The following is a 13,631-nucleotide window of genomic DNA, read 5'->3' on the forward strand; positions in this document are numbered from 1 at the left end:
GCGCGCCACACTGCCACAATCACGTCATGGCTTCCTCGACCGCACTCGTCGTCATCGACCTGCAGGCGGGCGTCGTGCGTGACTGCTTCGACGCCCAAAGCGTCCTCGAGCGGACCGCGGTGCTCGTTGATCGGGCACGCGCGTCGGGCATCCCGGTCATCTGGGTGCAGGACCACGACGACTTCGCGGTCGACTCACCGGAGTGGCAACTCGCCGCTCCGCTCCAACGCGTCCCCGGGGAACCGCTGGTCCGCAAGACGTACCGGGACTCGTTCGCGGACACGGATCTCGCCGACGTCCTCTCGGCGCTCCAGGTGCGGCACCTCGTCGTCGCCGGCGCCCAGAGTGACCACTGCGTGCGCACCACGACCCAGGCAGCAGCGGTACGCGGGTTCGACGTCACCCTCGTCTCCGACGCGCACACGACGACCGATGCCGAGCACGACGGCGTCGTCATTACCGGTGAGCAGATCGTCGCGCACACCAACATGTACTTCGCCGGGCTGCGCTACCCCGGCCAGCGCTTCGCGACTGCACGGCACGACCGGGTGGAGTTCGCGGCGGCGGGGTGATCGCCGCTCCAGGCACCCGCCTCAGTCCTTCGCCTCCGAGTACGCCCCCACGACCGCGACCGACAGCGGGAACGTCACCGGGAAGTCCTGGAACAACAGACGCCCGGCATCGACGGCGGCCTCCCGGATCTGCTCTGCCACCCACTCGGCGTGCTCCGCCGGGGCGTGCACCACGATCTCGTCGTGCACGAAGAACACCAGGTGCGGCCCGTCCGTCACGGCTCCGGGGAACCGCGCGAGCAGCCGCGACCGCAGGGACCCCATCCACGCGAGCGCCCACTCGGCCGCGGTCCCCTGCACCACGAAGTTCCGGGTGAACCGTCCCCAGCTCCGGGCGCGGGACTCGACCGCACGCTGCATCGCCGGTGTCCCCTCGACCGTGTACGCCTGGTTCCGCGCCTCGAACCACGAGTCCTCGGGCACCGGTGACGTCCGCCCGAGCAGCGTCGTCACGGGTTCGCCGCGTTCCCCCGCCCGCGCGGCCCGTTCCACCATGTCGAGCGCCTGCGGGAACGCTCGGACCAGGCGTGGCACGAGCCGCCCGCCCTCGCCCTGGGTCGCCCCGTACATCGCTCCGAGCATCGCCACCTTGGCCTGCTGCCGGGTCTCCACCGCACCCGAGGCCACCACGCCGTCGTACAGGTCGCGCCCGTCGCCGGCAGCGGCCATCGCCCGGTCGCCGGACATCGCGGCGAGCACCCGGGGCTCCAGCTGCGCGGCGTCCGCCACCACGAGCTTCCACCCGGGGTCGGCGATGACCGCCCCGCGGATGCCCTTCGGCAACTGCATCGCTCCCCCGCCGTCGGCCGCCCAACGCCCGGTGACGACCCCGCCGACGACGTACTTCGGGTGGAACCGTCCGTCGCGGATCCAGTCGTCGAGCCAGGTCCAGCCGTTGGCGGTGAGCAGTCGCGCCAGGCGCTTGTACTCGAGCAGGGGCTCGATGACGGGGTGGTCGATCTCCTGCAGCTCCCACTTCCGCGTGCTCGTGACCATCAGGCCGGCCCGGCGCAGCGACTTCAGGACGTCGGCGGGTGAGTCCGGGTTGAGACCGGGGTCGTCGAGGCGCTCGCGCACGACGGCGGCGATCTCCTCGAGGCGTCGCGGCCGCACCCCGTAGGGCACGCGCGGCCCGAGGGTGTCCTCGAGCAGCCGCTCGTGCACGTCGGCACGCCACGGCAGTCCGGCGTGCAGCATCTCTGCCGCCACGAGCGCACCGGCCGACTCCGCGGTGAGCAGCAGGCGGAGCGCACCCGGAGCGCTCGACCCCGCCACCGCGGCGAGCTGGGAGCGGAACTCCGCCACCGGATCGACCTCGTCGTCGGGCACGGAAGCCGTGAACAGGGCGTCGTCGAAGAGCTGGGCCTGCGTCGGCCGGACCACGCGGGTTTCCGCGACCGGGGCGTCCAGGGCGTCGGCCGGCCGAGCGGCGAGCGCCGATCCCCGCGCCGCGAGCGCGGCCCGCAGGACACGACGACCGAGGCGCAGGTCGACGCAGCGACCGACCCGACCACCCGCGGCGAGCACGGCCGGGTACCAGCGCGCGGTGTCGTCCCACACCCAGCGCACGCCCGGTGCATCGTGCGCCGCGACGAAGGCCGGGAGGCCCGGCTCGTCCAGGCTGGTCGGCTCGCCCCGGGCGGTCCCCGCGTCGGTCAGGGGCGTCGCGAGGACGCCGCCGTCGACGCGGCGGAGGACGAGGTGCACGACACGATCATGCCGTGCCCCACCGACCCCGGTGGACCAGGGCCGGAACGGGGGTCACTCGCCGGGTCGGACCGCCGCGGTGTCGGCGACGTCGATGCGGACGTCGCCGTCCTCGGCACGGGAGACCTCGACCCTCGGATCGGCGTCGTGCTCGTCGGATCCGGACATGCGGCGGAACGTGTCCTGTCGTCGTTCCTCGAACGTCATGTCGACGCCGTCGTCGAGGTGGTCGTGATCGGGCTTCGTCATGCCGTGCACGGTACGCGGCCGCGGCTGCGGGCGGTCACGTGACCGGCGCCGTGCCGGTCCGCTCGGTCCAGTGCCCACCGCTCGCCCACCGGTCGAGCACGGCCGCGCGCAACCGACCGGACGGCGCCGCGGACCGAGCGGTCGCCAGCGGCACCCCGAAGACGAACTTCGCGACGCTGGCGTCCCCCTCGGACGCATCGTGCTCCCCCGGCGGGACGAGACGGAAGCGCCGGGCGAACCGCACGAGGTTGGCGTCGGGACCGAGCGCGGCCGGCAGACCCGGATCGAGCATCCAGGAGCGGCACTGCCACCGGTCGGCAGCGAGCTGCGGTGCGAGGCCGCGCAGAACCTCGGGTGCACGGGCGAACGAGCGGTGGCAGGCCACCGGGTCGAGCGGCCCGGTCTCCGGCACGTGCACGCCCCAGGCCGGCGTGCCGTCCGCCAGGTGGTCGCCGAGTTCGAACTGGAGGCGCCCCACGGCCACCACGCGCCCGGTCACCACGGCGACGAGCCACTCGAGCCCGGTGCCGTGCAGTCCGTAGCGCGCGAGCTTGCGGTCGACGTCGGCGACGGAGGCCTCGGCGAGCGTACGAGGGAGGCCCCGCTCCGCGAGGGCGTCGGCGCTGTCCGGCACCGCGGCGCGGAGCGCCGCCACCAGCAGCGCGTCCCGCGCCGCGAGCCCCGCGTCGGCGACGGTGGCGGCCAGTGCGGCCGCCACCGTCGCGGAGTCGTCCGGTGACCCCACGGCGGCGGCGAGGACCGCGACGGACGCGGCACGGGCCTCCAGGCCGGGGGTCGCGATGGTCACTTCAGACCGGACGACGCGAGCCCGTCCATCACACGACGCTGCAGCACGACGAACATGATGAGCACCGGCGCCATCGCCATCAGACTGGCGGCCATCAACACCGGGTAGTCGATCGTGCGGTCGCTCGACAGCGTCGCGAGTCCGGCGGCGAGCGGCATGTCCTCGGCGCGGGTGGAGACCACGAGCGGCCAGAGCAGCTCGTTCCACGACCACAGCACGGTCGTGATCGCGAGCACGCTGATCGAGGGACGGGCCAGGGGCAGCATGATCCGCCAGAAGGTCTGGAACGGGTTCGCGCCGTCCATCCGCGCTGCCTCTTCGAGCTCGGGCGGCATGTTCAGGAACGCGGTCCGCATCAGGAACGTGCCGAAGGCGCTGAACAGCCCGGGCGCGACGATCCCCATCAGGGTGTCGAGCCAGCCGAGCCCCTGCACGATCTGGTACTGCGAGATCAGGTAGACCTGCGAGGGCACGAGCAGGATCGACAGCACGATCGCGAGCAGGGCCGCCCGCCCGCGGAACCGCATCCGGGCGAAGGCGTACCCGGCGAGCGTGCACAGGACGATCTGCGCGACCGTGCGGATGATCGTGACGTACACCGAGGTGCCGAGCTGGCTCAGGAACGGCAGGCGTTCGAAGACCTGCGCGTAGTTCTGCCACTGCAGCTCCCCCGGCCAGAAGACCGGTGTGACGGACTGCACCTGCGCGTTCGTCGACAGCGACATGACGATCTGCCACAGGAACGGGAAGGCCATCGCGAACCCGCCGATGCCGAGCACGACGTGGATCCACCAGTGGCTGCCGCCGCGACGGCCGGGCCGACGTGCGGCCCGGGGCGGTGTGACGGTGGCCGTCATCCCTGCACCCACTTCCGTTGGACGCGGAACTGCACGAGCGTGACGATGCCGATGAGCAGGAAGATCACCATGGCGATCGCGGCCGCGAAGCCCTTGTCGTTGTCGATGAACCCGGCGCTGTAGAAGTAGAAGACGAGCGACATCGTCTTCGGGATCACCGGGTTGGTGCTGCCGAGGATCGCGTACAGCAGGTCGAACAGTTGGAAGCTCGAGATCGTCGTGACGATCACCACGAAGAAGATGCTCGGGCTGAGCAACGGCACGGTCACCGACCGGAACTGTCGCCACCGGCTCGCGCCGTCGAGCTCCGCGGCCTCGTAGAGCTCCGGCGGGATGTCCTTGAGCCCGGCGCCGAGGATGATCATCGAGAACCCGAGGGACGACCAGAGGCCGACCAGGCTCACCGCGATGAGCGCGAAGCCGGGGGTCGAGATCCAGTACGGGCCGTCGATGCCGAAGTTCCCGAGGAACCAGTTCACGATGCCGTAGTCGCCGTTGTACATGATGCGCCAGACCAGGGCGATCGCGGCGGGCATGGCGACGTACGGCAGGAAGAAGAGCACCCGGTAGAACTGGGCGAACCGCAGTCCCGGGGTGTTCAGCAGGCTGGCGAGCCACACAGCGATCGGGATCCCGGCGAGGACGATCACGGTGTAGATCACCGTGTTGAGCAGCGACTGGTAGAGCTGCGGGTCGCCGACGAGCCGGACGTAGTTGGCGACGCCGGTGAACGTGGCGCCCCCGAAGACGCCCCAGCTGGTGAACGAGTACCAGAACGTCTGGATGATCGGCCAGATGTAGAAGGTGCCGACGCCGACGAGCAACGGGAGCACGAAGAGCCACGGCCACCAGCCGTCGGTCCGTCGTGGCGCTCGGCCGCCGTCGGCTCGCGGAGCAGGGGCACCCCGCCCGGACGAACGTGTCGTCCGGGCGGGAGCGGCTGCGGCCGGGGGCCGCTCGGTGTTGATCGTCACGCGCGGGTCCTACTTTTCCTTGGCGAGGGCGGCGTCCATCTTCTGTGCGAGGTCCTCTGCCACCTGGTCGACGGGCTTCGACCCGTCGAAGGCGCTCGGCAGCAGGGTGGTCTCGAGGGTGTTCCAGGCGGCGGTGTTCTTCGACACCGGCAGCGGCTTCGCGTAGTCCACCGCGTCGAGGAACACCTGCAGGTCGGCGTCGGGCATCGTCTTCGTGAAGGCGCTCTGCGTGCCCTCGTACGCCGGGATGACCGCGCCCATGTCGCCCTGCTGCTGCTGGGCCGTCTTGCCCGCCAGGTAGACCTGCAGCGCCTGGGCGGCGGCCTTGTCCTTGCTCGCCTCGGACACGACGTTCGAGACGCCGTGGATGACGGTCGCCTGTTCCTTGCCCTTCGGCAGCGGGTAGGCGACGACGTCCTGCTCCATCTCGGTGCCGGTCAGTGCGGAGCGGAACCAGCTGCCGCCCTGGTACATCGCGAGCTTGCCCGAGGTGAACCACTGGTCGGCCGTGGTGTCGGTGAGCTGCTTGATCGAGGGTGATGCCCCCGAGTCGATCAGGTCGGTCCAGAACTGCAGGCCGTCCTCGGAGGCCTTCGTGGCGTACTCGGACTCGGTGCCGTCCGCGTTCACGACCGATCCCCCGGCCTGCAGGATGGTGTTGTAGTACGTCGTCTGGCCGTCCATGCCGCCCGCCGCCCCGTACGCGCCCTTCGACTCGAGCTTCTCGGACAGCTCGGCGCCGGTCTGCTGGAAGTCGTCCCAGGTCCAGTCCTTGGACGGCAGGTCCATGCCGGCCTGCTCGAACAGCGACTTGTTGACCCAGACCCCGATGGTGTCGAAGTCCTTCGGCACGCCGTACTGGGTGCCGTCGTACGTGTACAGGTCGTTGAGCGCGCTCGAGTACTTCGACGCGTCGATGTCACCCGACTCGACCTCGCCGGTGATCGGCGCGAGCTTGCCGTTGGCCGCGTACAGCTGGAAGTTCGGGCCGTTCATCCAGAACAGGTCGGGCAGCGTGTTGCTCGAGCCCTGGGTCTGCAGCTTCGTCCAGTAGTTGGCGAACGGCGTGACGTCGACGCTCACCTTGATGTCCGGGTACTCCTCGTTGAAGCCCTTCAGGTTGGCCTTGATCGCCTGCACCTGGTTCTCGTCCCAGACGGCGTAGGTCAGGGACGCCTTGGTGTCCTTCGGCGCGGCTTCGTAGTCGCCGCCGGAGCCGGACGCTCCGGACGACGAGGAGCAGCCGGCCAGGAGCGCTGCCGCGCCGAGCGCGGCGACGGCGCCGAGGAGTGCGCGGCGCACGCCGGTTCCTCGGGTGGGGATGTGTGCGGTCATCGGGGTGTCCTTTCGCACGGCCGTCAGGAGCCGACGGTCTGGGCGGGATGCGGGGTGGAGGGGGTGGAGTGCGGGGCGTTCGGTGTGAAGTGCGCGACGGTCTCGGGCGGCAGGGGCGGGACGTCGATGGGGACGGACCCGTTGCGGAGCGAGCGCGTGGCCAGCGCGCCGGCGGCGACCGCGGCACGGGCCGCGATCGGGGAGAGCTCCGACGGTTCGCCGAACGCGACGGACCGCAGGAACTCGGTCATGGTGAGCAGGTCGGCATCGGCGTGACCGTCCTCGACGCCGTCGATCGGGTACTCGCGGTCCCCCGCGGTGTCCCAGCCCCGGCGGCGCGTCCAGACCTTCACGACGCCACCGCCGGTGTCGCCGATGTTCTCGAGGCGGCCCTCGGTGCCGATGACGGTGTAGTTCCGCCAGTAGTCCGGGGTGAAGTGGCACTGCTCGTAGCTGGCCTGCACCCCGTTGTCGAGCGTCATCATCACCATCGAGACGTCCTCGACGTCGACGACCGGGTTCAGCCCGGTCTGGGCGAGCGGCGGCCAGTTGTCGTGGGAGAACCAGTCCCCCATGAGCTCGCCGCTGCGGTCGCGCCGGTCGGTGACGTCGCCGTAGACCGACAGCGACCCCATGCCGACGACCCGGGCGGTGTCACCCCCGCCGAGCGCGTGGATGACGTCGAGGTCGTGGCTCGCCTTCTGCAGGAGCAGGGAGTTCACCTTGCTGCGGTCGGCGTGCCAGTCCTTGAAGTAGTAGTCACCGCCGTTGCCGACGAAGTGCCGGCACCAGACGGCCTTGACCTGGCCGATCTCGCCCCGGGCCACGATCTCGCGCATCAGGCGGACGACGGCGGCGTGTCGGAAGTTGTGCCCGACGTACAGCGGCGTCCCGGTCTCCGCCGCGGTGTTCAGGACCGCGTCGGCGTCCTCGACCGTGATGGCCAGCGGCTTCTCGAGGTAGACGGCGATGCCCGCGCGGAGCAGGTCGATCGCGATCTCGGCGTGGGTCCAGTCCGGCGTGGTGACGATGGCCGCGTCGACGTGACCGGTGAGGTCGCGGTGGTGTTCGACCACCAGGGCGTCCGGGTACTCGTCGTGCCCGCGGTCCCGGCCGGCTGCGGTGACGTCCGCGACGGCCACGACCCGCGCCTGCAGCGCCGGGTCGTCGGCGGTTGCCTCGGCCACGTGGCGGGCGATGGCGGACCGCTGGCCCATCCCGATCACCGCGACGCGGAGTCCTGCGTTGTCAGCGCCCATGCTCATCGCTCCCTTGCGTGAATGTGACGCCCATGATGCCGAGTCGATCATGAATGCACAATAGGCGCTCACGGATCGCTCACGCATCCGCGCCGGGGAGGGTTTTACACGATCGAAACGTCCGGACCCGTTCCGGGGTGGCCGCAGGGGGCGCTCAGTCGGCGACGACGAGCTCCACGCCCGCGCTGGCCAGGTCGGCGGCGAACGAGGCCGGCACCGGCTGGTCGGTGACCAGGACGTCGATGCGGTCGAGCGGGCAGATCCGGGCGAAGGTCGACCGTTCGATCTTGGTCGAGTCGGCGACCACGACGACCCGTCGCCCGACGGAGGCGAAGTGGCGGCTGACCTCGGCCTCGCCCTCGTGCATGGTGGTCGCGCCGTACTGGCCGGTGAGCCCGTCGACGCCGAGCACCACCAGGTCGAGGGCGAACTCGTCGAGGGTGTCCCGGACGAGTGGCCCGACGAGCTCGTACGACTGCCGCCGCGCCACACCACCGGTGACCACGATCTTCACGTTGGCACGGACGGACAGCTCGTACCCGACGTTCAGGGCGTTCGTCACGATCGTGATGCCGAACTCGCCGTCGGCGCGGATGAATCGCTCGCTCTTGCCGAGTTCACGCGCGACCTCGGTCGTGGTGGTCCCACCGTTGAGCCCGACGGTCTCCCCCGGCTGCACCAACCGGGCGGCCGCACGGGCGATCGCGGTCTTCGCCTCGGCCTGCCGGGCGATCTTGTACTGCAGCGGGAGCTCGTACCCGGCCCCGAGTGCTGCCGCTCCCCCGTGCGTGCGCGTGACGAGCCGCTGGTCAGCCAGGGTCGCGAGGTCCCGGCGAGCCGTCGCGGCGGAGATCCCGAGCAGTTCCCCGATCTCGGCGATCGACACGTTGCCGCGTTCGCTCACCAGTTCGAGCAGGGCGTTCAGCCGCTGTTGGGGGGTCATGACGGTCATCCTACGGCGTCATCACCGTCACGCGATGATCGAGAATGACGTTTTGCCCTTCCCTTGCGCACGATCGCTCGCTACGCTTCCTGATCATCGATCACCCGGATCGATCCGGACCCGGAAGGCTCCCATGACCGACACCTTCGTGAGCGCTGAACTGGCCTCGCAGCCGGAGACCTGGCGTGCAGCCGCCGCGCTCCTGCCGACCTTCGTCGATGTGCTCCCCCAGCCGGGTGAACGCGTGGCCGTGATCGGCTGCGGCACGAGCTGGTTCATCGCCATGAGCTACGCCGTCGCCCGTGAGCAGGCGGGCCTCGGCGTGACCGATGCCTTCGCCGGGTCCGAGTACCCCGCGTCCCGCGAGTACGACCGCGTGCTCATGATCAGCCGCTCGGGTACGACGACCGAGATCGTCGACCTGCTGCAGGCCCTGCCGTCCCAGCGGACCGTCCTGATCACGGCCGTCGCCGACAGTCCCGCCGCGGCCGTCGCCGACCAGGTGGTCGCACTGCCCTTCGCCGACGAGCGTTCGGTCGTCCAGACCCGCTTCGCCACCACGACGCTCGCACTGCTGCGGGCGTCCCTCGGTGACGACGTCGACGCACTCGCTGCCCAAGCCGAGACCGCGCTGACGGTGCCCGTCGACGACCTGCTCGACGCCGAGCAGGTCTCGTTCGTCGGTCGCGGGGCAGCCGTCGGCCTGACGTTCGAAGCCGCGCTCAAGACGCGTGAGGCCGCGCAGTTCTGGGCCGAGTCCTACCCGGCGATGGACTACCGGCACGGTCCCATCGCGATCGCCCAGCCCGGCCGGCTCGTCTGGTCGCTCGGCACGGCACCCGAGGGCCTGGCCGACGAGGTGGCCGCCACCGGCGCCCGCTTCGTCCAGCACGACCTCGACCCGATCGCCGGACTCGTCGTGGTGCACCGGTTCGCCGTCGCCCTGGCCGAGGGACGCGGGCTCGACCCGGACAACCCCCGGTCGCTCACCCGGTCGGTCATCCTCACCTGATGGGTGGCGCAGGCGCGGTGCTCGGGGTCGACGTCGGCGGCACGGGCATCAAGACCCGGCTGACGACGGCCGACGGACTCGTCCTCGACGAGACCCGGGTGCCGACGCCGCGCGACGACCCGGATGCCGGGAGCCTCGCCGCCGTCGTCGCCGAACTGGCCGCACAGGCCACGCGACGGGCGCCGCTCGGAGCGATCGGGCTGGTGACCCCCGGCGTCGTCGACGAGACCCGTGGCACCGTCGACCTGTCCGTCAACCTCGGGTGGCGCGACGTCCCGGTGCGTGACCTCGTCCGCGCCGAACTCCTGCGTCAGGGGATCGACGTCCCGCTCGCCTTCGGACACGACGTCCGTGCCGGCGCCCTGGCCGAGGTCCGGGCCGGTGACCCGGCGCTCTCGCGGGGGTCGGTCTCGTTCGTGCCGGTCGGCACCGGGCTCGCGAGCGCCCTGGTGGTCGACGGCGTCGTCGTGTCCGGCGGTGGCTGGGCGGGGGAGATCGGGCAGGTCCGCATCCGGACCGGTCCGCACGCGGGCCATCGCGTCGAGGAGATCGCGTCCGCGGGGGGAGTCGCACGTCGTTCCGGCGCGTCGTCCGCTCACGCCGCCATGCTCCTGGTCCGCCAGGGCGACCCCGCAGCCCGTGCGGTCTGGGACGACTGCGTCGCGGTCCTGGCCGATGCGCTGGCCTGGACGACCGCGGTCGCCGGGAACCACACGATCATCGTCGGCGGGGGACTCGCCGAGTCGGGCCCGCTGCTGCTCGACCCGCTGCGCGACGCCGTCGCGGAGCGCCTGCAGGGCGTCCGTGCCCCCGTCATCGTCCCCGCCCGGCACGGCGACGCCGCCGGCGCGATCGGCGCAGGGATCCTCGCACGCGCGTTGCTCGAGACCGAGACCGGGGTCCTGCTGTGACGACCCTCGTCCGAGCCCGTCGCATCGTCACGGCCCAGGCAGACCTGCACGACGGCTGGCTCGTCATCGGTGACGACGACACCGTGCTGGCGACCGGCACCGGGTCCCCGGTGCGCACGGACAGCGCCGTCACCGTCGACGGCGCGATCGTGCCCGGGTTCGTCGACCTGCACGCCCACGGGGCGCTCGGGCACGACTTCGCCGGGTGCTCCGCCGAGGACGCCCGCGCCGCCGCCGGGCACCACCGGTCACGGGGCACGACCACCCTGGTCGCATCCGTCGCCACGGGCGAGCGCGCGGACACCGTGGCGGCCCTCACCCGGCTCCGGCCGCTCGTCGCGGACGGCACGCTCGCCGGGCTGCACCTGGAGGGGCCGTGGCTCGCGCCCACCCGTCGCGGGGCGCACCGCGTCGACCTGCTGCACGCCCCGGACCCCGCCGAGGTCGACACCTACTGCGACGCCGCGGGTGGCGCCCTGCGGATCGTCACGCTCGCGCCGGAGCTTCCGGGTGCACTCGACGCCGTCGCCCGCTTCGTCGAAGCCGGGGTCGTCGTCGCCATCGGCCACACCGACGCCACCTCCGAGCAGACCCGCCGCGCGGTCGACGCCGGTGCCTCGCTCGTCACCCACCTGTTCAACGGGATGCCCCCGCTGCACCACCGTTCGCCCGGGCCGGTCGGGGTCGCGCTCTCCGACGACCGTGTGCTGCTCGAGTGCATCGTCGACGGCCACCACCTCGACCCCGTGACCGTCGCCCTCGTGCAGCGCGGCGCTCCGGGCCGGATGGTCCTGGTCTCCGACGCCATGGCCGCGACCGGCTGTCCCGACGGGGCGTACACGGTGGCCGGATCTGCGGTGACCGTCCGCGACGGGCTCGCCCTGCTCGCCGACGGTTCGTCGCTGGCGGGCAGCACGATCACGGTCGCCGACGCCGTCCGCCTCCTGCTCCACGCGGGAACCGACCTGCCCGAGGTCGTCGCGGCGTCCGCGGCGCGTGCGGCACGCCTGCTCGGGGCTCCGGCACCGCTCAGTGTGGGTGCCCCCGCCGACCTGGTCGTGCTCGACCCGGAGCGCGGCAGCGTCCGAGCCCTGCCGACGGCGGTGGTCGCGTGATCCTCGTCGTCACCCCGAACCCGGCAGTCGACGTGACCTACCGGGTTGCCGAACAGCGCATCGGTGCGACCCAGCGCGTGCTCGAGGTCCAGCGGCGCCCCGGCGGCAAGGGCCTGAACGTCGGGCGGGTCCTCGCCGCGACCGGTGTCCCGACCCACGCCGTGCTGCCCCTCGGCGGCGACGGCGGGTACTGGATCGCCCACGCCCTCGATGACCTCGGTCTCGCCCACACCGACATCGCCGTCCGGGGCGAGACCCGCACGACCGTGACGGTGGTGGACGACCTCGCGCACCCGACGATGTTCGGCGAGCCCGGCCCCGTGCTCAGCCCCGACGAGTGGGACAGGGTCTCCGCCGCTGTCGAGACACTGCTCGACGGCGATGCGACCGGCGCCCCGCCCGCAGCTGCCCTGGTCGTGTCCGGCTCCCTGCCCCGCGACACCGATCCCGCGGTCGTCGCCCGCTGGGTCACCGCCGCTCGCCGCCGCGGTGCGCTCTCGGTGGCCGACTGCTCGGGAACGGCACTGCTGGCTGCCGCGTCGGCCGGCGCGACGGTCTGCAAACCCAACCGCGAGGAACTCCTCGAGGCCACGGGCGCCGACGACGAACGCTCCGGGGCACTCCGGCTCCTCCGGCTCGGCGCGACGGTCGTCGTGGTGTCGCGCGGATCCGACGGCATCGCCGCCCACACCGCCGAGCACGTGCTCGAGGTGCCGGCGGTCCCCGGGGTCTCGGGCAACCCGACCGGCGCCGGTGACGCAGCCACCGCCGGGCTCGTCAGTGTCCTCGTCGATGTGCTCGTCGGTGCTGGTCTCCCCGCGCCCGACGGCAGCGTTCCGGCCCCCGACGACACCACCCTGCTCCGAGTCCTGCGGTCCGCCGCCGCACACGGGGCCGCCGCCGTCCTCCAGCCGGTGGCCGGCGCGGTCGACCCGGCAGACGTCCACCGCTTCCTGTCCACCCCGCCCGCTCCCGCCCACGACCGAACGAGGACCCCCGCATGATCACCGACCTCGCCCTCACCGGCCTGCTCGACACCGCCCGGACGGCCCGTCGCGGGGTCGGTGCGTTCAACGTGGTGCTGCTCGAGCACGCCGAGGCGATCGTCTCCGGCGCCGAGCTGGCCGGACTGCCGGTGATCCTGCAGATCAGCGAGAACTGCGTCCGGTACCACGGCGGCCTCGCACCGATCACGACCGCGACCCAGGCGGTTGCACGGGCCGCCGACGTCGAGGTCCTCGTGCACCTCGACCACATCGAGGACCCCGAGCTGGTCGCGGCCGGCGTCGACCTGTGCGTCGACTCGGTCATGTACGACGGTTCGCACCTGGACTTCGGCGCCAACGTGGCAGCGACCCGCGAGCTCGCCGCGCGGTGTCACGCCGCCGGTGTCGCGATCGAGGCCGAGCTCGGCGAGGTCGGCGGCAAGGACGGCGTGCACGCCCCGGGCGTCCGGACCGATCCGACCGACGCCGCGGCGTTCGTCGCCGACACCGGGGTCGATGCCCTGGCGGTCGCCGTGGGGACCTCGCACGCGATGCAGACCCGCGAGGCGTCGGTGGACCGTGACCTCGTCGAGCGTCTCCGTGCCGCGGTGCCGGTGCCGCTCGTGCTGCACGGGTCCTCGGGCCTGTCCGACGACGAACTCCGCGGCGCCGTGCAGGCCGGGATGACGAAGATCAACATCTCGACGCACCTGAACGGCCTGTTCACCCGCGCGCTCCGCACCGTGCTCGACGAGCGGCCGGACGTCGTCGACCCGCGCAAGTACGTGTCGGCGGGCCGGGATGCCATCGCCACCGAGACCGCACGACTGCTGACGCTCCTGCACGCCTGACGCGCGAGCGGAGCAGACGAAGCGGACAAGCACGCGCGAACGAGCAGCGCGT

At 72.1% G+C, this 13,631-nt stretch carries 14 protein-coding genes; 6 read left to right on the forward strand and 8 right to left on the reverse strand.

Annotated features, from left to right (window positions below; translation table 11 throughout):
- The first annotated feature begins 26 nt into the window (after positions 1 to 26).
- The gene (locus OE229_RS02030) at positions 27 to 572 is read left to right on the forward strand and encodes a cysteine hydrolase family protein (RefSeq protein ID WP_262139509.1); all 546 of its coding nucleotides are present in this window, start codon (positions 27 to 29) and stop codon (positions 570 to 572) included.
- Positions 573 to 593: 21 nt separating this feature from the next.
- On the opposite strand, the gene OE229_RS02035 is transcribed toward OE229_RS02030, so the two are convergent.
- From OE229_RS02035 to OE229_RS02070, 8 genes are all read right to left on the reverse strand, one after another.
- On the reverse strand, positions 594 to 2,279 hold the full coding sequence (locus tag OE229_RS02035) for a bifunctional 3'-5' exonuclease/DNA polymerase (RefSeq protein ID WP_262139511.1): 1,686 nt from the start codon (positions 2,277 to 2,279) through the stop codon (positions 594 to 596).
- Positions 2,280 to 2,333: 54 nt separating this feature from the next.
- On the reverse strand, positions 2,334 to 2,528 hold the full coding sequence (locus tag OE229_RS02040) for a hypothetical protein (protein ID WP_017887924.1): 195 nt from the start codon (positions 2,526 to 2,528) through the stop codon (positions 2,334 to 2,336).
- Positions 2,529 to 2,562: 34 nt separating this feature from the next.
- Positions 2,563 to 3,336, reverse strand: a complete 774-nt coding sequence (locus OE229_RS02045; RefSeq protein ID WP_209132401.1) for a hypothetical protein — start codon at positions 3,334 to 3,336, stop codon at positions 2,563 to 2,565.
- The gene (locus OE229_RS02050; protein ID WP_247737303.1) at positions 3,333 to 4,193 is read right to left on the reverse strand and encodes a carbohydrate ABC transporter permease; all 861 of its coding nucleotides are present in this window, start codon (positions 4,191 to 4,193) and stop codon (positions 3,333 to 3,335) included. Before OE229_RS02050 ends, OE229_RS02045 begins: the two co-directional genes overlap by 4 nt.
- Positions 4,190 to 5,167, reverse strand: coding sequence for a carbohydrate ABC transporter permease (locus tag OE229_RS02055; protein WP_111028912.1), 978 nt, complete (start codon positions 5,165 to 5,167; stop codon positions 4,190 to 4,192). The genes OE229_RS02050 and OE229_RS02055 overlap by 4 nt, the downstream gene beginning before the upstream one ends.
- 9 nt (positions 5,168 to 5,176) lie before the next feature.
- Complete coding sequence (locus OE229_RS02060; RefSeq protein WP_182064438.1) at positions 5,177 to 6,502, reverse strand: ABC transporter substrate-binding protein; 1,326 nt, start codon at positions 6,500 to 6,502, stop codon at positions 5,177 to 5,179.
- A gap of 23 nt (positions 6,503 to 6,525) precedes the next feature.
- The gene (locus OE229_RS02065) at positions 6,526 to 7,767 is read right to left on the reverse strand and encodes a Gfo/Idh/MocA family protein (RefSeq protein WP_262139513.1); all 1,242 of its coding nucleotides are present in this window, start codon (positions 7,765 to 7,767) and stop codon (positions 6,526 to 6,528) included.
- Between the two features lie 148 nt (positions 7,768 to 7,915).
- A complete protein-coding gene (locus OE229_RS02070; RefSeq protein ID WP_027466817.1) occupies positions 7,916 to 8,704 on the reverse strand; it encodes a DeoR/GlpR family DNA-binding transcription regulator in 789 nt (262 codons plus the stop codon).
- Positions 8,705 to 8,837: 133 nt separating this feature from the next.
- Between OE229_RS02070 and OE229_RS02075 the strand changes: the two genes are divergently transcribed.
- Genes OE229_RS02075 through OE229_RS02095 form a run of 5 tightly spaced genes read left to right on the forward strand, consistent with a single transcriptional unit; the run spans position 8,838 to position 13,579 of the window.
- On the forward strand, positions 8,838 to 9,716 hold the full coding sequence (locus tag OE229_RS02075) for an SIS domain-containing protein (RefSeq protein WP_262139515.1): 879 nt from the start codon (positions 8,838 to 8,840) through the stop codon (positions 9,714 to 9,716).
- On the forward strand, positions 9,716 to 10,627 hold the full coding sequence (locus tag OE229_RS02080) for an ROK family protein (protein ID WP_182064441.1): 912 nt from the start codon (positions 9,716 to 9,718) through the stop codon (positions 10,625 to 10,627). Before OE229_RS02075 ends, OE229_RS02080 begins: the two co-directional genes overlap by 1 nt.
- Complete coding sequence (gene nagA, locus OE229_RS02085) at positions 10,624 to 11,742, forward strand: N-acetylglucosamine-6-phosphate deacetylase (protein ID WP_262139516.1); 1,119 nt, start codon at positions 10,624 to 10,626, stop codon at positions 11,740 to 11,742. Before OE229_RS02080 ends, nagA begins: the two co-directional genes overlap by 4 nt.
- Complete coding sequence (locus tag OE229_RS02090; RefSeq protein ID WP_209132413.1) at positions 11,739 to 12,746, forward strand: 1-phosphofructokinase family hexose kinase; 1,008 nt, start codon at positions 11,739 to 11,741, stop codon at positions 12,744 to 12,746. The genes nagA and OE229_RS02090 overlap by 4 nt, the downstream gene beginning before the upstream one ends.
- A complete protein-coding gene (locus OE229_RS02095; RefSeq protein WP_262139518.1) occupies positions 12,743 to 13,579 on the forward strand; it encodes a class II fructose-bisphosphate aldolase in 837 nt (278 codons plus the stop codon). The genes OE229_RS02090 and OE229_RS02095 overlap by 4 nt, the downstream gene beginning before the upstream one ends.
- Positions 13,580 to 13,631: the final 52 nt, after the last annotated feature.

Origin of the sequence: Curtobacterium poinsettiae (assembly GCF_025677645.1) — a bacterium.
Lineage (GTDB): Bacteria > Actinomycetota > Actinomycetes > Actinomycetales > Microbacteriaceae > Curtobacterium > Curtobacterium poinsettiae_A.